The following is a 21,348-nucleotide window of genomic DNA, read 5'->3' as shown; positions in this document are numbered from 1 at the left end:
GAAAAAGTTTAAAAATCAATAATTATAATATAAGCAAACCAGTTTGGTGAGCACTATGCAAATCCTAGCCGCCAGCCTCAAAGCACAAGTCCGCCAGCGTACCTTGGAACTGCAAGTTCTCAACGAACTTACTGCAAAAGTTCAAGCCGCTCTCAGTGTTGAGGAAATTTGGTCTGCGTGTCTAGCACATCTCGATCGCCTGATTCCCACAGAGGCGATCGCCATTTTGACGCTACCGGACGATCGAATATACCTGGAACACTTACAGCCGTTAAGTGCTAGCGCCAAAGCCGAAATAGAAGGGCGCTTGCAAGCTGCTCGCAGTGAATGGCTTGCTGGCAATCGGGACTGGGCGCACAACATCGCTCCGCCACCAATTACTCAGTTTCAGTCTGTCTTGATGGCATCAGCTAACTCGGATGAAACTGAAGAATTGTTGGGAGTATTTTTCATCGGTGCAGAGCGGGAAAACGCTTTTAATTTGGAACATCTTTGTTTGCTCCACACGGTCGCTCAAATTTGTGCAAAACAGTTAATAACTTTAGCACGTAAAACGAGCAGTGTCAAGGATAAAATTCAAAATAATTTTGCTCTGGATTCGGAAAGTCAAGAACTATTGTTGCAGGCTGTAATGGACGATGCCCCGGACGGAGTTTTTGCGAAAAATAGAAACTTTAGATACATTTTTGTAAATAAAAGTTTTGCTGAATATGTGGGGAAAAATGTTGAGGAAATTATCGGCAAAGATGATATTCAATTAGGGTTTTCAGCGGAATTAGTATTTGGCGATCGCAACCGCCAAATTAAGGGCATCCGCGAGGAAGATCGAGCTGTGCTGGCTGGGGAGAGGATTCGCAATCCCTACCAGGCGATCGTCTTTGAAAGTGGCAAACAGCACGTCTTTGATACGCAAAAAGTGCCGCTGTGCGATGCAGAGGGTAATATATTTGGGGTTTTGGGTTTTTCTAGAGAGATTGGTCAATTGCAGGTCACAGATGAAGCGAGAAATCAAAGCCAAGCCAAACTGCAAAAAATTACTGCTAGCGTACCCGGTACGGTATATCAAATTGACTTGCATCCAGACGGCTCGATGGCATTCTCGTTTGTTAGTGCAGGCTGCCGGGAATTGTATGAAATAGAACCAGAGGTGGCTCAGCAGGATTTTAATGTAATTGTTGACATGATTCATCCCGAAGATCGAGATGATTTTCTCAACTCGGTGACGCTTTCTGCTGAAAATTTGCAGCCTTGGCGGTGGGAAGGAAGAATTGTCACTCCGTCAGGAAAACTTAAATGGGTGCAAGGAGCTTCCCAGCCAGAATTGCAAGCATCGGGGAAGATAGTTTACTACGGCTTGTTCACGGATATTAGCGCCCGGAAACAAGCTGAACGGAAGCTGCAACTTTATCAACAAATATTTTTGAAATCCAACGATGCGATCGCGATCTTAGACCCCCAAGGCTATTACTTAGAAACAAATCAAGCTCACACGGCTTTGCTGGGTTACAGTTCGTCCAAATTGTGGGGAAAAACCCCTGCAAATCAGATGGGAGAACAGGTATTTGCGTCGGTAATGCAAAGCTTGGCAGAAACAGGGAGTTACCGCGGCGAAATGACCTGTATTAAGGCTGTGCAAGCAGGAATAGTTGAGGTGGAGCTTTCCGCTTTTGCGGTTCTAAATGATGCTGGGGATGTAGTTTGTTACGTAAGCGTCAAAAGAGACATCACCGAACGCAAGCGAGCTGAAGAAAAACTAAAACTTTACCGAGAAATATTTTTAAACTCCAACGATGCGATCGTCATTATCGATGCTGACGGGTTTTTCCTCGAACAAAATCTTGCTCACCAAACGCTTCTAGAATACACAGACGCGGAATTAGAAGCAGAAGCTTCGCCACTGGTTGCGGGGGAGTGTTTTTCGGCAATTGCCCAAAGTTTAGCGAAAACAGGAAGTTTTCGGGGCGAAATTACTAACTGCACTAAAAAAGGCCAGACGCTGGCGATCGACGTTGCGGCATACTCTGTGATTAACAACGCCAATGATGTAATTTGTCACGTCTGCGTCAAGCGCGACATTACCGAACGCAAAAAAGGAGAAGAAGAACGGCAAAAATTTGTGTCGCTGATTGAAAACAGCAGCGATTTTATCGGTATGGCTACCCTGAAAGGCAAAACGCTGTTTGTCAACGAAGCCGGACGAAAACTGGTGGGTGTAGAGAATCTTTCGGCAGTGCTTTATACGGAGATATGGCATTATATTGGGCCCTATTTTCAACATAAATTCGGTCAAGAAATTTTACCAACAATTATCAGTCACGGCCAGTGGCAAGGCGAAGGTCAAATGCAGCACTTGGGCAACGGACAACCAATTGATGTTGTGATGAATGCTTTTCTGGTCAAGCACCCTCAAACCACCGAACCCCTGTGCTTTGCTGCGGTAATTCGCGATGTCACCGAACGCAAGAAAGCTGAGAGAATGCTACGGGAACAAGCAGAACAAGAACGCTTGGTTTCGGCGATCGCCCAGCGAGTCCGGCAGTCTCTCAACCTCACTCAAACTCTGAGTACAGCAGTACAAGAAGTGCGGCATTTGCTGGCAACTGACCGCACGATAATTTATCATTTTGATTCCGAGGAAACAGCGGTTGTTCTTGTGGAATCAGTAGGGGATGATTGGATGCCCCTGCGGGGCAGAAAAGTTCAAAGAACATCCTTTGGGGAAAGCTATGTATGGCTGTACAGTGCAGGAACAATTCAAGCAATGGCAGATATTGATACGGCCAATTTGAGCGAGGAACACCGAGATTTACTTGCTAGTTTGCAGGTAAGGGCTAATTTAGTTGTACCAATTTTTATAGGCGATGAAAGTCAGGAGTTGGCAACAGAATATTCGCCCGAAACTCGAATTGAACCGCCGGGAAGGAGTTTGGAAACGAGTAAAAATCGGTTGTGGGGGTTGCTGATTGCCCATCAGTGCAGTGCTCCGCGTGTTTGGACTGATTCTGAGATGGATTTGCTGGGAAGGTTGAGCGTGCAGTTGGCGATCGCCATTCAGCAATCTACTCTTTTTGAACAAGCGCAGCAGGCCCGAGAAGCAGCCCTAGAAGCGTCTCGAATGAAGTCGTTATTTTTAGCAAATATGAGTCACGAAATCCGTACTCCGATGAATGGAGTGATGGGGATGACGGATTTGCTGCTGAAAACGAATCTTACTCCCGAACAGCTTGACTTTGTACAGACGCTGAAACTCAGCGGTCAAAATTTACTCTCGATCATTAACGATATTCTCGATCTCTCCAAACTGGAAGCTGGAGAAATGCGCTTAGAAATACTAGAATTTAACCTGAGTATCTGTATGAATGAAGTGCTGGATTTGTTGGCAACTCCCGCACAAGAAAAAGGTATAGAAGTGGTGGCACTCATTGACAGCGACGTGCCGCTGCAAATTAAAGGCGATGCAGCACGGTTGCGGCAAATACTCACTAATTTGATCAACAATGCTATTAAGTTTACAGAAGCAGGAGAAGTGGTAATTGAGGTTGCTAATGCTAGAAATCCTGGGTTATTGGCAGCCAGCGATACTCAGCAAATTTTAGAGAATATAGAACCGTTACAAATAGAAAATAATGACTCGATGCTCCTGCTGTTTAAAGTGACAGATACAGGAATTGGGATTGCTCCAGAAAACAAAAAAAAGCTGTTTCAATCTTTTACTCAAGTTGATGCCTCTACAACAAGAAAATATGGTGGCACAGGTTTGGGGCTGGCTATTTCTAAGGAGTTGGTGGAGTTAATGGGTGGGCAAATCGGTGTAGAAAGTACGCCGGGCAAAGGCTCGACTTTTTGGTTTACTGTGCCGACAGTTAAGGAAAATTTAACTGCTGTAGGGACAGCGTGCGAAGTGAATTTGGAAACGGTGCTGGCGGGGCGAAAAATGTTAATTTCTAGCGACAAGGCGACAGTGCGAAAAGTGTTAGTGAGAATGGCTGTTGTGTGGGGAATGGAGGTTGAGGAGGTTGAGAACGGTTGGATGACGATCGCATCTCTGTACAAAGCTGTCAGCGTTAATTCCCCTTACGATATTGTTTTGGTTGATATTCAGTTGCCGGAAATGGTGGCGGGAAGTCTCGAACGCTTGAGGATTTCTGAGCCTGCAATGCAGCAGACAAAGTGGGTGGTGCTGACTTCAATGACTCAGGTTGCAGAGGCGAAACGCTTGGTTGATAGCGGTTTTAGCGGGTATTTAACTAAACCTGTGAAAGCTCACCGACTATTTGATTGCTTGGCGAACGCGATCGCCCCGATGACGCTGATTGATGAGCCGCGAGCAAATCCAACGTCCAATCGAGCTTCAGCTATTGACAACCGGGACTTAGCAAGTTTAAAGATTTTGTTAGTTGAAGATACTCCAATCAATCAAAAAGTTGGTCTCAATCAACTCAGAGTTTTGGGATGCGCGGCGGATGTGGCCAATAATGGTGCAGAGGCACTATCTATGGTTGCTCTGAAAAAGTATGACATTGTGTTGATGGACTGTCAGATGCCGATTTTGGACGGTTACGAAGCAACGCTGCAATTGCGCCGCCTAGAAGCGGCAGATGTTGCTGCTGGAAAAATGCAGCCGCATCAAAAGACGGTGGTGATTGCAATGACTGCGAATGCTTTGAAGGGCGATCGCGAAAAGTGTCTGGCCGCGGGCATGGACGATTATATTAGCAAACCTATTGCGATTGACAAGTTAAAATCGGTACTAGAAAATTGGTCCGCCAAGCTAAAAATTGAAACTCCCAAGTTTAAGGGCGAGGAACTTCAAAATTCTGAGCCAGATATCGAATCGGTAGTCGATATGGCACGTCTGCACGAAATTTCTGGCGCTGATTTAGAGTTTGAGCGGGAAATATTGCAAACTTTTGTCGTGGATACTGCTAGTTATTTAGAAGCTGCTAAGGAGGCGATTGCTTCGGGAGATATGGAGACACTGGCCCGCCACGCTCATCAAATTAAAGGTGTCAGCGCTACGGCGGCGGTGCGGTTAATGCCCGATATGGCAGATCGGCTTCAAAGTCGGGCCGAATCAAATGATTTGGAGGGGGCTACAAAAATCATCGCTGAATTAAAAATAATTCTGGCGGGGGTTGAAAAGTTGGTGGCTCGTGAGTAATCAATTTTGTTTTGAACCGGGCTCTCCAGTCGGATCCCCGACAGCTCTTGGCAGCCCCCGCGAGCGAGCGCGTGTAAAGATTTTTAATTTTTTATCAAGATATTTATCTCAATGTGAAGGAATTGGGAACTCTTATAACATCTTGTGTGTTGTAACTTATGACACTACTGTATTAAGTTATTGTGGTCAAATATAAAATAATCATTAAGCCGATAGCTTTGAGGCTACTTTTCGTCTATCGGCTTGAGACACCAAGACTAGCTTTTCGCTAGGCCCGCCCATTAAGTGCGTATTTACGCTCAACGAGGTTTTATGACTCCAGTCATGTTACGCCAACTCTGGTCATTAATTGAGACCACCCAAGCTACTTTGTTAGTCAATTTGGATGATGCGACCTTGGTACAGTGGCTGCTAAAGCAGTTAAAGACGAACTCTGCGCTTAATGGCAAAGAAGCAGATGTGTTGGACGAATACATCCAGTCTCGGCTTTCCCTAATCCGCGATTTAGCTGAGCAGCGGCTAGCACCAGAGCTACTGTGAGCCAATTCAATCAAAATCGTATAAATGTTCCAGGGAAGGGCGATGAGCCCTCGCGCTGGGCAGAAATAGCAGAAAAGAAACCGGGTTTCAAGGATAAATCTTAGGTTTGACGACCAGACCTCCAGCCGGAAACCGGGTTTCCAACTCTGGGCTGCCAGTTTGCTCAAAAAAACAGGCGGGTAGTCGGTGCAGTGGCCGCAGTGCAGCAGCGGATGCAGAATGGCTAATTTGAAGCCGGAGGTAGTTGTAGTTCGCAGATCATCGCCACAGTTCTCGACAGCTACAAGGTAGGATTGTCAGGAAAGCGTTCTACTAAAATCTATGCGTAAATGGGGATTTCTGCTACTAGCAAGCGTGTTATTTGTGGCACCGTTGGCATCTTGTAGGGATCGATCGGCACAAATCGGACAAACAACAGCAACAACTACTGCAGGTGGCAACTCGCAACAAGGTTCCAGCCGGATAGATACAATTGTCAGCCGCGGCAAACTGATTTGTGGCGTCAGTGGCGAACTGCCGGGTTTTAGCTTTGTAGACGAAAAGGGCAAATATTCGGGACTGGATGTCGATGTGTGCAGGGCGGTAGCGGCGGCAATATTTGACGATCCCGAAAAAGTCGAGTACCGAAAACTCAACGCTAAAGATAGATTTACAGTTTTGCAGGCGGGAGAAATCGACATTCTCAGTCGCAATACCACCTACACTGCGAGTCGGGACAGCACTACCGGACTGGAATTTGCCCCGGTGATCTTTTATGACTCTCAAAGCATCATGGTCAAAAAAGACAGCGGCATCAAAAGTTTAAAAGATTTTGCGGGCAAATCTATCTGCGTGCAGACAGGTACGAGCACCGAACAAAATTTGTCCGACCAAATGCGAAAATTAGGAGTTAAATACACTCCTGTGGTGTTTGAAGATGTGAATGCTGTCTTTGCTACTTATCAAGAAGGTCGCTGTCAAGGTGTTACTGCCGATCGATCGCAGCTAGTCTCGAAGCGGACAACTCTGCCGAATTCCGAAAATAATGTTGTTTTGCCGATCGTGATGTCAAAAGAACCGTTAGCCCCAGCGGTGAAAAGCGGCGATCCTAAATGGGCTGACGCGGTGAGATGGATCGTTTTTGCTGCGATTGAAGCTGAAGATTTGGGAATTAATTCGGGAAATGTAGACCAACTTGTTGCAAGCACTACTGACCCGAACGTCAAACGTTTGCTAGGAACAGAAGGAGATTTAGGTAAAGGTTTGGGACTCCCGAACGACTACGCAGTCCGCGTTGTGAAGAAAGTCGGGAATTACGGGGAAATGTACGATCGCAACCTCGGCCCCAAAAGTACACTCAAGTTAGAACGGGGTCAAAACAGACTCTGGAAAGATGGCGGTTTGCTTTACTCGCCGCCGTTCCGTTAATTTTAGTTAACTGTTGACGGTTAACTGTTGACTGTTAACTGTTAACAGTTAACCAACAAAATATTTTAGACAGCAAGGTAATCCGCGCTTACACGACTTTTAAGGTGCTTTCTAGGTGTACCCTACAAGATATTTTAGGCAGGCTAAAGTTAGGTATAGTGCGCTCTACATTAAACATTTATGAACCCCAAACCTCAACCGGACAAATCGCAGAAATTGCCCAAATTTAAAGATATATCAAAACTGCTGCGGGACGATCGCTTCTGGAAAATTGCCGGACAGGCGATCGCCCTAATTTTAGTAATAGTTGTTATTGCCATTCTCTGGGACAATCTCAGTGCTAATTACTCGCAACTGGGGATTGCGTTTGGATTTGATTTTCTCAATTCCCAAGCATCTTTTGATATCGGTGAAAGTGTAATCCCCTACAGTCCCGCCAACAGTTACAGGCAAGCTTATTTTGTCGGTTTAATCAACTCGCTGCGGGTGATTGGTATCGGCATTATTTCCGCAACAGTTGCGGGTTTGACGGTAGGAATTGCGCGCCTGTCCGACAATTGGCTGGTGCGGAATTTGGCTGGTTTGTACGTAGAAATTTTGCGGAATACGCCGTTATTGCTGCAATTATTTTTCTGGTATTTTGCAGTTTTCATTTCTCTGCCAAAAGTCGAAGACAATCAGCAGATGAGGGGGCCGATTTACTTGACAAATCGCGGCATTGCTGTACCAACGCCGGTGGCTTTGCCGGGTTTTGAGATTTGGTTGATTTTGGTAACAGTCGGAGTTTTGGCGGCGGCGGGGCTGTGGATGTGGCGGGCGCGGGTGATGTTGGAAGAAGCTAAGCCGGGAAGACAGTTGTTTTGGGCTCTAGGTGCGATCGGGCTGAGTGCAATCTTAGCTTTTATTATCACTAAAAATCTGCCTTTTCGGCTAGATTTCCCCCGCCTGACACCAGAATTGCAACTCGAAGGAGGATTAAAATTAACTCCAGAATTTGCCGCCTTGGTGACAGGACTCAGCCTGTATACTGGCAGTTACATTGCAGAAATTGTCCGGGCCGGAATTCAGTCAGTATCGAAAGGCCAGTGGGAAGCGGGAAAGTCTTTAGGGCTGAAGTCTGGAACAATGATGCGGATGGTAATTTTGCCGCAAGCTTTGCGGGTGATTGTGCCGCCTTTAACCAGTCAGTATCTGAATTTAGCTAAGAATTCGAGTTTAGCGGTTGCGGTTGCTTATCCCGACGTTTATTTTGTTGTGGGGTCTCCGACGTTGAATCAGACCGGTAGGGCGATCGAAGCAATGTTAATTATCATGGTAACATATCTAACAATTAGTTTGATAGTTTCTCTGTTCATGAATTGGTACAATAAAACTGTACAAATCAAGGAAAGGTAAATAGTTGAGATTTAATCTATTTTAATGGGAATAAAAGTAGAGCGCGTTAAATGGCATACAGTGACTTTAGCTTAGACCGAGTAACTAAAACTTTTGATTTAACGATTTCCGATAAGATTGATATGTTCGCTAATGTATCAGAATTAGAGTCGAGTACCTTACTTGCAGAAATTCTCAAAGATAATGTACCGTTAGCCTTGAGCAGCAACACTGAAAAAGCTCGCTCTGAAATGATTATCGCACCGATTTTGATCGATTTTAGAAAACAGTTAAACTTGGAAATTAGTTTATTTTCGGGAATAGACTTTACAGTAGATGTTGAAAAAGGATTAAATGGAAGTTGCGATTTTCTGATAAGCCATTCCCCAGAATTACTAATTGTTAGAGCGCCAATAATTATCATTGTAGAAGCCAAAAAGGAAAATCTCAATGGCGGATTGGGACAGTGCGTAGCAGAAATGTTGGCTGCTAGAATATTTAATGAACGTGAAGGCAACGAAATTCCTGCGATTTATGGGACTGTTACTACAGGTACTGTTTGGAAATTCCTGAAGTTGCAAGAACAAATTATTGAAATTGATTTAGGTGAATATTATTTGAGAGATGTGAATAAAATTTTAGGAATCTTAGCGAACAGTATTAGAAATTAATAACAACTCACAATCTATGGAAACCATACCGATATTACCGCCCCCAGCCACCGAATCGCCCACTCCTTGGAATTGGGCGCGCAAAAACCTATTTAGTACCTGGTACAACAGCATTCTGACAGTAGTTTGCCTAATTATCGCCTTCCAAACTATTAGAGGAATTATCGTTTGGGCAACAACAAAAGCTCAGTGGCACGTGTTAGAAGCCAACTTGCCGCTATTTTTCGCCGGCAGATTTCCCCGCGAATCCTACTGGCGGCTGTGGATAGTAACGGCCATAATAGCCTTGTTGGGAGGATTAACTTGGGGAAATATTCAGCGGCAAGAACGTCTTTGGAATCCGCCTTTACTAATTATACTAGGTGCTGCGGTTGTGGGTGCGGTCATTTCGCCGATCGACCTAACCTCTCGCCTCTACCTCTTAGGAATTATTATCGCAGCCGCCGCCAGCTATGCCATCGGCAGGCAAATTCACCCAAAAATCATGGGCTGGATGCCTGCAATTTGGGTTCTTTCCTTCCCAATAGTTTTGTGGTTAATTAAAGGCGGGTTAGGTTTGACAGAAGTGTCAACAAATGATTGGGGCGGTTTAGTACTGACGCTGTTTTTAGCAGTTATTAGTATTGTGCTTTCCTTTCCTTTAGGGGTATTGCTAGCACTCGGCAGACAAAGTTCTTTGCCAGTTGTAAGACTGTTATCAACCTTATACATTGAAATTATTCGCGGTTTACCATTAATTGGCATTTTGTTTTTAGGTCAAGTGATGCTGCAATTATTTCTGCCGCCCGAATATCCGAAATTGGATAGAGTGATTAGAGCCATTGCTGGATTAACGTTATTTAGTGCGGCATACTTGGCAGAAAACGTGCGCGGTGGCTTGCAGGCCGTGCCCAGGGGACAAATAGAAGCAGCTAGGTCTATCGGACTCAATACACCCCTGCTTACAATTCTCATTGTACTGCCTCAAGCACTGCGAATAGTCATTCCGGCGATCGGCGGTCAATTCATCGGATTATTCATGGATACATCCCTGCTATCTCTATTCGGAATGTTAGAATTAATCGGAATATCCCGCGCAGTTTTAGCAAATCCATCCTATATTGGCAGGTACGCCGAAGTTTACATATTCGTAGGCATCATTTATTGGATATTTTGCTACTCAATGTCCCTAGCCAGCCGCAAAATAGAGCGAACATTAGGAGTAGGCCAGCGCTAAAAACTCATCAACTTTCATCTGCGTTCATCTGCGGTTAAAAAATAAAAAAAATATTATGGAAACTCAACTAACAGCCCCAGAACAAGTAATCGTAGCAGAAAACGTCCACAAATGGTACGGACAATTTCACGTACTGCGAGGTGTCAGCATGACCGTAAACCGAGGTGAAGTCGTTGTCGTGATGGGGCCTTCGGGTTCGGGAAAATCGACGTTTATTCGCACATTCAACGCCTTAGAAGAATACCAGCAAGGTAAAATTACGATCGACGGAATAGAACTTTCCCACGACTTACGCAACATTGAGACAATTCGCCGCGAAGTAGGAATGGTGTTTCAGCAATTTAACCTGTTTCCCCACTTATCAGTTTTGCAAAACGTCATGCTAGCGCCGGTGTGGGTGCGCCGCTGGTCGAAGAAAAAAGCTGAAGAAGTGGCGATGCAACTGTTAGAAAGAGTGGGAATTTTGGAACAAGCAAAAAAATATCCCGGACAGTTGTCTGGGGGACAGCAGCAGCGCGTCGCTATTGCACGTTCTCTAGCCATGCAGCCTAAAATCATGCTGTTTGATGAACCGACATCAGCATTAGACCCGGAAATGGTGCGGGAAGTTTTAGATGTAATGCGAAATTTGGCTCAAACAGGAATTACAATGGTAGTGGTGACTCACGAAGTCGGGTTTGCGCGCGAAGTTGCCGATCGCATTGTATTGATGGATGGCGGTGTTTTGGTGGAAGAAGCCCAACCAGAAGAGTTTTTTCAGAACCCGAAGGAAGAACGCACTCGCAAGTTTTTATCTCAGATATTGTAACTGATTTTAAAGTTTAATCGGTGGGTTTTGCGACGGTAGCACCAGTAAAAATCGCACAATTAAGGTAAAATAAAAGAGTGTACAATCAGTCTCTATTTTGCTGAGATAGCTTGCAATGCCATCCACAAAAACTCTGCCGTTAGTTAAAGACTCGGAACGCCTAGAAAGTCGCCTCAAAGAAATTCCGGCGGTTCCTGGTGTATATTTAATGCGCGATGAGAGCGATCGCATCCTTTACATCGGTAAATCCAAAAAACTCCGAAACCGCGTCCGTTCCTACTTCCGCGAAAGCCAAAATCTCACTCCCCGCATCGCGATGATGGTGCAGCAAGTGCGCGAAATTGAATTCATCGCCACCGACACAGAAGCAGAAGCTTTAGCATTAGAAGCAAACCTCGTAAAACAGCACCAACCTTACTTTAATGTCCTCCTCAAAGATGATAAAAAATATCCTTATTTGTGCATAACTTGGTCGGAGGAATACCCGCGCATTTTTATCACCCGCAAGCGCCGCGCAGGTAGTGCCAAAGACCGCTATTACGGCCCCTACGTCGATACAGGGGCGCTGCGGAGTACGCTGCATTTAATTAAGCGGATTTTCCCGCTGCGGCAGCGCCCTCAACCGCTGTTTAAAGACCGTCCCTGTCTGAACTACGACATCGGGCGCTGCGTTGGCGTTTGTCAAGGGTTAACTTCGCCGGAGGAATACCGAAAAATTATCCAAAAAGTAGCGATGATTTTCCAGGGAAGAACTCAGGAATTACTCGATATTTTAGAACCCCAAATGGAAGAAGCAGCCGAAGATTTAAACTTTGAAACGGCGGCGCGCATTCGCGATCAAATTAAAGGTTTGCAGTCTTTGAGTGCGGGTCAAAAAGTGTCTTTGCCCGACGATACGGTTTCCAGAGATGCGATCGCACTTGCGGCAGACACCCAGCACGCTTGCGTCCAATTGTTCCAAATTCGGGCCGGTCAATTGGTCGGAAGATTGGGATTTATGGCGGAAATACCCTCCCAACCCAGGGCGGGCACGGGGGCACCGCCCCTACAATCGGGGGGGGAAGAGTTATCTCAATCTCTTGTAAAAGATGGGCAAGAGTTATCTCAACTTTCTCTTTCCTCCCCTCCTTGGCAAGGGGGGGAACGAGGGGGGGTAGAGGCCGGAGCGATTTTACAGCGGGTGTTGGAAGAACACTATCAAAATGTCGAATCCGTAGAAATTCCCAGCGAAATTTCAGTGCAGTACGAATTGCCAGAAGCGGAAATATTGGCAGATTGGTTGAGCAACCGTAAGGGGCGAAAAGTTACGATTTTGACCCCGCAACGGCAAACTAAGGCAGAATTGATTGAGATGGTGGAACGGAATGCTGAGTATGAATTGGCGAGAATGCAAAGATTGAGCGATCGCAATTCTCAAGCAATGGAAGATTTAGCAGAAATTCTCGATTTGCCAGAAGTTCCTCGCCGCATTGAAGGTTACGATATTTCTCACATTCAAGGTTCTGACGCAGTAGCTTCCCGCGTCGTATTTATTGACGGTTTGCCCGCCAACCAGCACTACCGCCATTACAAAATTAAAAACCCTGAAATTAAATCGGGTCATTCTGATGATTTTGCTAGTTTAGCAGAAGTTATCGGTCGCCGATTCCGAGGATTGAAGGAAGAAGAAGCAGGCAAGATGGAAGATGGATTTAGCGATTTAGAAGAATCGGCAGAAATTAGCAATTTATCCTCGGTTTCTCATACTATTTCCGACAAACCAGACTTAATTATGATAGATGGCGGCAAAGGTCAACTATCAGCCGTTGTGGCTGTTTTGCGGGAAATGAATTTGCTAGAAGAGTTGCGCGTTGTCAGTTTGGCCAAGCAGCGAGAGGAGATATTTTTGCCGGGGGAATCTTTGCCGCTGCCAACTAATTCTGAGCAACCGGGTGTACAATTATTGCGCCGGGTGCGGGATGAGGCGCACAGATTTGCTGTGAGTTTTCACCGCGATCGAAGAAGCGAGAGAATGAAGCGATCGCGCCTTGATGAAATTCCCGGATTGGGACACCACCGACAAAAACAATTGTTGGCACATTTTCGGTCGATCGACTATCTCCGTTTAGCGACTCCCGAACAGTTGGCAGAAGTTTCTGGGATTGGCCCGCGTCTGGCGCAGCAAATTTACGATTATTTCCACCCGTAAAGTCTTACGCAGCATAGGAGACGGGGAGTTTTGGGGCGAGGGGGCGATCGGCGCGCAAGTCCCGATTCAGCCAGTGTGAGGAAGCTCTTCAAAATTTTTGAACAGATCTCTTGCAATTCCCAGAGGCTTGTGGTATGTTTAGTTTCTGTGCGCGGGCATAGTTTAGTGGTAAAACTTTAGCCTTCCAAGCTAACTATGCGGGTTCGATTCCCGCTGCCCGCTTGCGCCTACAAAAACCTCAAACCAACCAGAAATCAAGGGTTTGAGGTTTTTTATTGCTGCTTTTTTCGCTTGTCGAGGGGTCGGATTGACTAGAAATTGGATACAAAATGACTACGATTTGACTACGGAACGACCAAACTGAGTATCAAGTGAATATCCAATGACTACCCGATTGCCATTTTTGGAGACAATTTGGAGACAAATGAATACAAATTGAATACAAAGCATAACTGTATTCAGTTTGAGCCGTTTAGCTTGGCAAGTATTTCTCAAAACGCCTCCACCTCTCAGCTTGCGGTGAGCTGGGTACAAGAATAATTAGTTAACATAGAGTGCCCTGGTTTGGCAAGATTGCCGATCGAACTCAGCTTGAGTTATGACTGATTCGGAGTCGCATCAGTCACAAGGAGAGCCCGTGAAATATTTTTCAGTAGTAATGTATTTGCTGCGGGAACGGCAACAATTTCTTGAAGAAATTCGCCAAGGTGTAAAGCTCAAATCTAAAATTTTCGGTTTGTTGATTTCTAGTACCGTATTTTTTGGCATTTACGGAGCGATATTAGGTGCATCTAGTACGTGGATGCAATGTCTGGTTTCAGCAATTAAGTTGCCAGCACTTTACTTGCTGACGCTGATTATCTGCTTTCCCACACTTTACTTTTTTAATGTGATGTTTGGTTCAAAACGAACTTTTGAGCAGTATTTGACATTGTTGATGACAGCGATGGCAATGATTAGCGTTTTGCTGTTTGGATTTGCACCTGTTAGTTTGTTTTTCCTCATAAGCAGTACCAATTACAATTTTTATCTGTTGCTGAATGTTGCTATCATGGCAATCACAGGATTTTTGGGAGTAAGTTTCATTTATCAAGGAATGCACTTTCTGTCAGAACAAGATGCGGAAGGCAAAGACATCAGGCTAAATATTTTGCGCTTTTGGTTGGGACTTTATGCGTTTGTTGGGACTCAGTTGGGATGGACGCTGAGACCGTTTTTGGGGTCGCCGGGAATGGCTTTTCAACTGTTCCGAGACCGAGAAAGCAATTTTTATATGAGTCTGTGGCAATCAATTATGTCTCTGGGAGGATCGTAATTAATCCCAATTAAAGGAGATTTTGAAGAGTGATAGAAGCGGATTTGGAACAGTTAAAAATTTCTGAGAAGGAGTTGGAGGATTTGAGTGGAATAGCTTTGATCGACGGTTTTGCAGCGGATTTTTACCGACCTGCTGCGCTCCGGGACGGCAAAAAGCTGTTTTCTCTTTTGGTGAATGAGTTGCTGATATTTTGCGTGACATTAGTTGTTTCGCTGCCTGTTGCTTTACTGGCTAATAAACATAATGTTGGTTTATTTAGCGATTCAGAGATATTTGTCCGGGTTTTACAAATAACTTTGGGTTTGTCGCTGGCGATTACTGTTGCTTGGAATGTCTATAAATGGGTTAAGGCAAAGCCTCTTGCAACGCTGGCGGGTCTGCTGGATGAAGTTGAGAAGTATCATGAGGTAATTCAGGCTTTAGATATTATCGATCGCCTAACGGATGCTGGTAATTTACAAGCCAATTTAATTAACCGAGGAGATGCAATTGAAGCATTAAAAATTACTAGAGAAAGTTTAGTCTGTGCTTTGAAAACAGAAAGAATTCTCAGGGAGAATCAGCAATTTATAGGTCGCCGTTACGAGCTATTTGCTAATATTGAAAGTAATTTAGCTGCTTTGATGGCGCTGGATGTGAGCGATCGGGCGACTGAATACGGGCGGTTGCTAAATGAGGCTTTGGAAATTGGGATGAGCGTACACAAAGAGGTAAGAAAGTTGCAAAATGGACGTTAGATTTGTTGCAGCGTTCCTGGTTTGTTGTAAAAGTAGTAACTGAGATCTTGCACCATGCTCGAGAACAGGCAGGATGCCTGTGCCACAAAAATTAAATTTTCTTGTGGGGTGGGTATCCTGCCCGCCCCTGAAAAGCTGATTGAAAATGGTGCAATATAGAAGTTACTACAACTTTTTTACCACCGTAAATTTTAATCATCAAAAATATCCAACTGTTCGCCCTCCGACTGTTTTTTGCCATCTTTTTTAACACCTTTCCGCAGCCCGATCGCAATTTTGCTATGTTTCTCAATCTGCTTCATCACCTGTCTCGCCCTGTCAATCACCGACGACGGTAAACCAGCTAATCTGCCCGCTTCAATTCCGTAAGATTTGTCAGCACCTCCCGGCTGAACTTGGTGCAAAAATACAATTTGATCCGGCAATTCTTTCACTGTCACCTGATAATTTGCGACATTATCCAAAATAGAAGCTAACTCATTCAATTCGTGATAGTGAGTCGCAAAAATTGTCCGCGCCCGAATCTCGCTTGCTAAATATTCTGCCACAGACCAAGCAATCGACAGTCCGTCAAAAGTCGCCGTTCCCCTGCCAATTTCATCTAACAAAACTAATGATTGCGGCGTCGCGTGATTGAGAATATTTGCAGTTTCGTTCATTTCCACCATAAACGTAGACTGACCGGTTGCCAAATCATCGACGGCGCCGACGCGGGTAAAAATACGATCGCAAATTCCCAAACTCGCAGCTTTCGCAGGCACATAACTGCCCATCTGCGCCATTAACTGGATCAAACCCACCTGCCGCAAGTAGCAGCTTTTCCCGCTAGCATTCGGCCCGGTTAAAATAATTAAATCTGGGCGGTTTAGCGATTCTTCCCGACCCAAAAAAGCAGAATTAGGTACAAAAAATCCGGGCGGCAAAGACTTTTCCACCACCGGGTGACAACCTTCAATAATTTTAATTTCCCGACTTTCTGTCATAGTCGGGCGGCAGTAATTCTGGTAAACTGCTACTTCTGCCAAACCGCACAAAACATCCGCCGCCGCCACGGCGCGGGAAACGTTGCGAATAATTTCGGCGTGTTCTCCTACCTCCGATCGCACTTTAGCAAAAATATCGTATTCCAATTGATTTAAATCTTCCCGCGCTGTCAGAATTCGCACTTCCCTTTCTTTTAATTCTTCAGTGCTGTAGCGTTCTTCATTGGTGAGAGTTTGCTTGCGGGTGTAGTCCTTCGGCACTTGGTCTACTTTTGATTTGGTAATGCTGATGTAATAGCCGAAAGCTTTATTGTAGCCTACTTTTAGATTAGAAATTCCCGTGCGCTTTCTCTCGGTTGCTTCTAAATTTGCAATCCATTCTTGGTCGGCTGATGCAGTGTGGCGCATTTCATCTAGCATGGGATTGATTCCCGCTCGAATCAAGCCTCCTTCTTTTAAATGAATCGGCGGTTCGTCAACTAAGTGATCGTGAATTTTACTTGCTAATTCTTCTAAAATTGGCGGTACATTTTGCAGCGCTTTCAAATATGGCGATCGTCCTTGGGCTGCGATCGAGGCTAATTCTGGCAGTTTTCCCAGAGAATCAGCTAAAGCGACCAAATCCCGCGCGCTAGCTGTTCCAGAACCCGCGCGGCCTGTCAGTCTTTCGATGTCGTAAATTTGGCGAAGCAACTGCTGAAAATCTTGGCGCAAGCCGTTATTTTCTACTAATTCTTGAATCGTGTCATGTCGGGCGCAAATGCCTTTAATGTTGAGCAAAGGTTGCAGCACCCAGCGGCGCAAAGCGCGGCCTCCCATTGCGGTGCTGGTTTTGTCTATAGCCCACAGCAGCGAACCGTGAAAAACCCCATCTCTCACCGTTTGAGTAATTTCGAGATTGCGACGGGTTTGGTAGTCGAGTATGAGAAAATCCGTGAGAGTGTAAGTATGCAATCTTTGCAAAGAAACTGCTTTTTCCTTTTGAGTTTCTTCGAGATATTGCAACAAACCCCCGGCGGCGCGCACTGCGAGGGGCAAATGGCCGCATCCCATACCTTCAAGCGATCGCACTTTGAATTTTTGCAGGATTCTCTGTTTTGCTTCGGGCAAAGTAAACGGAATTTGCGATCGCAAAGAATAGCAAAACGAATTCGGCAAACAATCGGGCAAATGCTCGGATTTCTCTCCGGGTCTCAACATAGTCACCAAATCCGGCGCATTAGTCGGTACCAAGACTTCCGAAGGCTGCAAGCGCAGCAATTCTAGGGTTAATTGTTCTAAAGTGTCGGCTTGGGTAGTGACGAATTCTCCGGTAGAAATATCTGTATAAGCCAATCCCCAATGTTCCCCCGCTATCACAATTGCGGCTAAAAAATTATTTTGCCTGGGTTTGAGCATTCCGTCATCAGTCAAGGTTCCGGGAGTGAGAATGCGGGTAATTTCTCGCTTGACTTGGCGGCCTTCTTTCGCAGCAATTGAGGCATCTTCTACTTGGTCGCAAACTACCACAGCATAGCCTTTTTCTACTAACATTGAAGTGTAGCGGTCGAGGGCGTGGTGCGGCACTCCTGTCATCGGCACTCTGCCAATTTCCTTGCCGCTTTCTTTGCTAGTACAAACAAGTTCTAATTCCTGCGAAATAGTAACTGCATCTTGGAAAAAACACTCAAAAAAATCTCCGACTCGAAACAATAAAAGTGCGTGGGGATACTGTTCTTTCACTTCCACATACCGCTGCATCATCGGCGTCAGCTTGGTGAATTCTAGTAGGCGGTGGTCGGCATTGCGGATGTTGGGTTGAGTGGGGTCTGTTGGGGTAGATGCAGTGTAAGGCATAAAAGGCGATCGATAAATTTTAATCTTTAACAACTTTAGCGCAAGCTCGGCTTTTAGCTATAAATAATATACAATATTTGACGATTAATCCTCCTTAAGCAGGGTGCGTGATTCTCCATATTGGGGAACAGTGTTGAGCTATACAAAAGTCACGCACCCTACTTAATAATCGATAAACCCGCTTGTAGTTGAGAATTTTTGGGTCGCTTTTTATCTAATGTGAGCTTAAGCCTCCGCCCTAGTGAGATCAAGTGCGAAATTATTATTTATTGTGAGAGGAGAGCGATCGGCGATCGACAAAAACAATCTCAGCTATGTAGTTGTTAGCTGTTATAGCAGATGTTGAAGGAAGAAAGAAGAAGGAAAAAGGAAAAAGGAAGAAGGCTTTAGTTATCTAGAGAGAAGGAAGAAAGCTTTAGTTATCTATGAGAGAAGTAAAAAGCAATCTTAGGCAACGGTTTCAGCAATTAAGAACGTTCTAACCGTCGGGTGCGGTTGCTATAACTTTTGGGGCTTAACAGAAGAATGTGAAATCTCCCGCACTTTAGCTAGAGGAGAAACTTTACATTTTTCTTATTTAAAACAGCCGGAAGATAGATTTATAAATTATACCTCGGATAGAGAGACTAAATATTTTATATGCTTAAGATTAACAACATCCAAGCGAATAATTTATCGGCTTAGTAAAGGTAAGATTTAGAATCAAAAATCTGTTCGCTAGTAGTTAACTAGAGGAGAACGAAATAATGAAAGCTCTTTGCTGGCACGGAGCAAATGACGTGCGGGTTGATAATGTACCAGACCCAACAATTATCAATCCGCGCGATGCGATAGTTAAAATCACGTCTACAGCAATCTGCGGCTCAGATTTGCACCTCTACAATGGCTTCATCCCGACAATGCAATCGGGCGACATTCTGGGTCACGAATTCATGGGGGAAGTAGTCGAACTCGGCAGCGAAGTCAAGAACTTAAAAAAGGGCGATCGCGTCATCATTCCTTTTACTATTTCTTGCGGCAGTTGCTTTTTTTGCAACCGCGATTTGTGGTCGCTGTGCGACAACTCCAACCCCAATGCTGGGCTGGCTGAAAAAATGTTCGGTCATTCGCCTGCAGGACTGTTTGGCTACTCGCATTTAACGGGCGGTTATGCAGGAGGTCAAGCAGAATACGCGCGGGTTCCGTTTGCAGATGTCGGCCCTTTAAAAATTCCCGACGGACTTTCTGACGAACAAGTATTGTTCCTCACCGATATCTTTCCTACCGGTTACATGGCGGCTGAAAACTGCGACATTCAGCCGGGGGATACTGTAGCAGTTTGGGGATGCGGGCCAGTCGGACAATTTGCAATCAGAAGCGCGTTTATGCTGGGGGCCGATCGAGTAATTGCGATCGACCGCATACCGGAACGCTTGCAAATGGCGGCCGCGGCCAAAGCAGAAATCATCAACTACGAAGAAATAGACGCCGGGGAAGCCGTCACCGAAATGACGGGGGGACGCGGGCCCGACTCTTGCATCGACGCGGTGGGGATGGAAGCCCACGGTACCGGTCTCGACGCTTTGTACGACAAAGCCAAGCAAGCCGTGCGGTTGGAGAGCGATCGACCTACGGCCCTGCGACAAGTAATCCTCGCGTGTCGCAAGGGTGGCACAGTGTCAATTCCCGGCGTTTACGGTGGCTTCGTTGACAAAGTGCCATTAGGTGCAGCTTTCAACAAAGGCTTGACCATGAAAATGGGACAGACGCACGTTCAGCGCTATTTGCGGCCTTTGCTCGATCGCGTTCAAAAAGGCGAAATTGACCCGTCATTCGTAATTACGCACCGAATGAAATTGGATGAAGCGCCCCACGGCTACGACATTTTCAAAAACAAAAAAGACAACTGCATCAAAGTTGTCCTCAAACCCTAACTCGCATTTACCCTTCACGGAAAAACTATGCTTTTACAAGAAAAAGAATCAGGCGACTTGATAGAAATCCTCGATGTAGATGCTTTAATCAGCCCTACAAAACAAGAAGTTCCGGGAAAAAATCAAGCTGGTCAAGAAGAGCAAGAGAAAGCAACTTTTCCAAAAAGTAATTTAGTCTTTCCTTCCGGTGAAGCTCTGCCGCGCTGCTGGACTGAGGAAAATTATCAAACTCATTGATTCCACTGATTCTCCCCATCCCCTTTAACAAGGGGGGAGGGGAAGCTAGGGGTAGGAACAGGGCACATAGGTGTCAACTTAACCCCCGAAAAATCGCTGTGAGACTGAAGTCCCTGTCTAAAGGTTCGTAGTGGGGACTTCCGTCTCCGATTGACTAATTAAATAATTGTGGACTAAAGTTTTTACTACAAAATAGTTTTTTGGAATAAGTCTAATAACTAACAACAAATAAGTTATGCAATTGCAAGCAGTAATTCTCGATATAGACGGTACTCTCACGCTCAGCAATGACGCCCACGCTCAAGCTTGGGTAGAGTCATTTGCGGCTTACGGCTACGAGGTGCCGTTCGAGAAAGTTCGCCCGCTAATTGGTATGGGAGGCGACAAAGTTATACCCAAAATGGTATCAGAACTTTCCGACGAAGCAGGCGACGGGAAAAAGATTGCACAGCGGCGCAAAGAACTGATTATTAACCGCTTTGCTCCCGAACTTTCTCCAACCCCCGGTTCGCGGGATTTGCTGTTAAAAATGCAGCAAGAAGGATTGCGGCTAATTATTGCGACTTCAGCTACCACTGAAGAACTTTCCGGTTTGCTGAAAGCTGCACAAGTTGACGATTTATTGGATCAAGCGACGACATCGAGTGACGCGGAAGCTTCTAAACCGGAACCGGATATTGTGGAAGCTGCTTTGAGCAAATTGCAGATGGAAGCGAGTCAGACTGTGATGTTAGCTGATACTCCTTACGATATCGAAGCTGCGGGCAAGTGCGGGGTGCCAGTAATTGCTTTTCGGTGCGGAGGTTTCGATGATGCTTCGCTGGCAAATGCTGCGGCAATTTACGATCACCCTGCTGATTTGTTGGCGCATTATGACGATTCTAAGTAGGTCGGGCTGAAAAGACTGAAGTATGTAAAGATAGGTAAACGAGGCAACAGTTATAGCTAGGTAATGAGTC

At 45.4% G+C, this 21,348-nt stretch carries 14 protein-coding genes and 1 tRNA gene; 14 read left to right on the top strand and 1 reads right to left on the bottom strand.

Translation table 11 applies throughout. The features are described 5' to 3' along the window. Positions 1-55 precede the first annotated feature (55 nt). The 11 genes from QUA45_RS06255 (at position 56) to QUA45_RS06205 (ending at position 15,420) form a co-directional block, all read left to right on the top strand. Positions 56-5,161, top strand: coding sequence for a PAS domain S-box protein (locus QUA45_RS06255; RefSeq protein WP_333219965.1), 5,106 nt, complete (start codon positions 56-58; stop codon positions 5,159-5,161). Positions 5,162-5,473: 312 nt separating this feature from the next. After that, a complete protein-coding gene (locus QUA45_RS06250; RefSeq protein ID WP_190656515.1) occupies positions 5,474-5,701 on the top strand; it encodes a hypothetical protein in 228 nt (75 codons plus the stop codon). A gap of 321 nt (positions 5,702-6,022) precedes the next feature. Continuing rightward, the gene (locus QUA45_RS06245; RefSeq protein WP_333098459.1) at positions 6,023-7,108 is read left to right on the top strand and encodes an amino acid ABC transporter substrate-binding protein; all 1,086 of its coding nucleotides are present in this window, start codon (positions 6,023-6,025) and stop codon (positions 7,106-7,108) included. Positions 7,109-7,288: 180 nt separating this feature from the next. Next, on the top strand, positions 7,289-8,503 hold the full coding sequence (locus QUA45_RS06240; RefSeq protein WP_333219963.1) for an ABC transporter permease subunit: 1,215 nt from the start codon (positions 7,289-7,291) through the stop codon (positions 8,501-8,503). Between the two features lie 50 nt (positions 8,504-8,553). Then, positions 8,554-9,153, top strand: coding sequence for a hypothetical protein (locus QUA45_RS06235; protein ID WP_333219961.1), 600 nt, complete (start codon positions 8,554-8,556; stop codon positions 9,151-9,153). Between the two features lie 16 nt (positions 9,154-9,169). Beyond that, entirely contained in the window at positions 9,170-10,369 is a 1,200-nt protein-coding gene (locus QUA45_RS06230; protein WP_333098453.1) for an amino acid ABC transporter permease, read from the top strand. A gap of 55 nt (positions 10,370-10,424) precedes the next feature. Further along, positions 10,425-11,177, top strand: a complete 753-nt coding sequence (locus QUA45_RS06225; protein WP_333149450.1) for an amino acid ABC transporter ATP-binding protein — start codon at positions 10,425-10,427, stop codon at positions 11,175-11,177. Positions 11,178-11,292: 115 nt separating this feature from the next. Then, positions 11,293-13,365: an excinuclease ABC subunit UvrC gene (gene uvrC, locus QUA45_RS06220; RefSeq protein ID WP_333098452.1), complete on the top strand. Its 2,073-nt coding sequence runs from the start codon at positions 11,293-11,295 to the stop codon at positions 13,363-13,365. Positions 13,366-13,516: 151 nt separating this feature from the next. After that, positions 13,517-13,587 (top strand) — tRNA-Gly (locus QUA45_RS06215). Between the two features lie 415 nt (positions 13,588-14,002). After that, positions 14,003-14,680 carry an actin-binding WH2 domain-containing protein gene (locus QUA45_RS06210; RefSeq protein ID WP_333065673.1) on the top strand — a complete coding sequence of 226 codons (678 nt, stop codon included), beginning with the start codon at positions 14,003-14,005 and terminating at the stop codon, positions 14,678-14,680. A 29-nt stretch (positions 14,681-14,709) separates the two neighbouring features. Next, positions 14,710-15,420: a hypothetical protein gene (locus QUA45_RS06205; protein WP_333219959.1), complete on the top strand. Its 711-nt coding sequence runs from the start codon at positions 14,710-14,712 to the stop codon at positions 15,418-15,420. 191 nt (positions 15,421-15,611) lie between these two features. Here QUA45_RS06205 and mutS read toward each other — a convergent pair whose 3' ends face one another. Next, the gene (mutS, locus tag QUA45_RS06200; protein ID WP_333094803.1) at positions 15,612-18,239 is read right to left on the bottom strand and encodes a DNA mismatch repair protein MutS; all 2,628 of its coding nucleotides are present in this window, start codon (positions 18,237-18,239) and stop codon (positions 15,612-15,614) included. Positions 18,240-18,985: 746 nt separating this feature from the next. Between mutS and QUA45_RS06195 the strand changes: the two genes are divergently transcribed. The 3 genes from QUA45_RS06195 to QUA45_RS06185 all read left to right on the top strand — a co-directional run bounded on the left by QUA45_RS06195 (position 18,986) and on the right by QUA45_RS06185 (position 21,278). Next, complete coding sequence (locus tag QUA45_RS06195; RefSeq protein WP_333219957.1) at positions 18,986-20,152, top strand: zinc-dependent alcohol dehydrogenase; 1,167 nt, start codon at positions 18,986-18,988, stop codon at positions 20,150-20,152. A 27-nt stretch (positions 20,153-20,179) separates the two neighbouring features. Continuing rightward, positions 20,180-20,389: an acetyltransferase gene (locus QUA45_RS06190; protein ID WP_333094800.1), complete on the top strand. Its 210-nt coding sequence runs from the start codon at positions 20,180-20,182 to the stop codon at positions 20,387-20,389. A 235-nt stretch (positions 20,390-20,624) separates the two neighbouring features. After that, on the top strand, positions 20,625-21,278 hold the full coding sequence (locus QUA45_RS06185) for an HAD family hydrolase (protein ID WP_333219956.1): 654 nt from the start codon (positions 20,625-20,627) through the stop codon (positions 21,276-21,278). Positions 21,279-21,348 lie beyond the last annotated feature (70 nt).

Source organism: Microcoleus sp. Pol12A5, from assembly GCF_036701435.1.
Taxonomy (GTDB): Bacteria; Cyanobacteriota; Cyanobacteriia; order Cyanobacteriales; family Microcoleaceae; genus Microcoleus.
The sequence above is the reverse complement of the archived record's forward strand: the minus strand, read 5'-3'. Positions and strand labels throughout refer to the sequence as shown.

Excerpts from the sequence above, each read along its gene's own strand:
- QUA45_RS06195 (WP_333219957.1), top strand. The coding sequence starts at position 18,986 with ATGAAAGCTCTTTGCTGGCACGGAGCAAATGACGTGCGGGTTGATAAT.
- QUA45_RS06255 (WP_333219965.1), top strand. The coding sequence starts at position 56 with ATGCAAATCCTAGCCGCCAGCCTCAAAGCACAAGTCCGCCAGCGTACC.
- QUA45_RS06240 (WP_333219963.1), top strand. The coding sequence starts at position 7,289 with ATGAACCCCAAACCTCAACCGGACAAATCGCAGAAATTGCCCAAATTT.
- uvrC (WP_333098452.1), top strand. The coding sequence starts at position 11,293 with ATGCCATCCACAAAAACTCTGCCGTTAGTTAAAGACTCGGAACGCCTA.
- QUA45_RS06185 (WP_333219956.1), top strand. The coding sequence starts at position 20,625 with ATGCAATTGCAAGCAGTAATTCTCGATATAGACGGTACTCTCACGCTC.
- QUA45_RS06245 (WP_333098459.1), top strand. The coding sequence starts at position 6,023 with ATGCGTAAATGGGGATTTCTGCTACTAGCAAGCGTGTTATTTGTGGCA.
- QUA45_RS06235 (WP_333219961.1), top strand. The coding sequence starts at position 8,554 with ATGGCATACAGTGACTTTAGCTTAGACCGAGTAACTAAAACTTTTGAT.
- QUA45_RS06230 (WP_333098453.1), top strand. The coding sequence starts at position 9,170 with ATGGAAACCATACCGATATTACCGCCCCCAGCCACCGAATCGCCCACT.
- mutS (WP_333094803.1), bottom strand. The coding sequence starts at position 18,239 with ATGCCTTACACTGCATCTACCCCAACAGACCCCACTCAACCCAACATC.
- QUA45_RS06190 (WP_333094800.1), top strand. The coding sequence starts at position 20,180 with ATGCTTTTACAAGAAAAAGAATCAGGCGACTTGATAGAAATCCTCGAT.
- QUA45_RS06225 (WP_333149450.1), top strand. The coding sequence starts at position 10,425 with ATGGAAACTCAACTAACAGCCCCAGAACAAGTAATCGTAGCAGAAAAC.
- QUA45_RS06250 (WP_190656515.1), top strand. The coding sequence starts at position 5,474 with ATGACTCCAGTCATGTTACGCCAACTCTGGTCATTAATTGAGACCACC.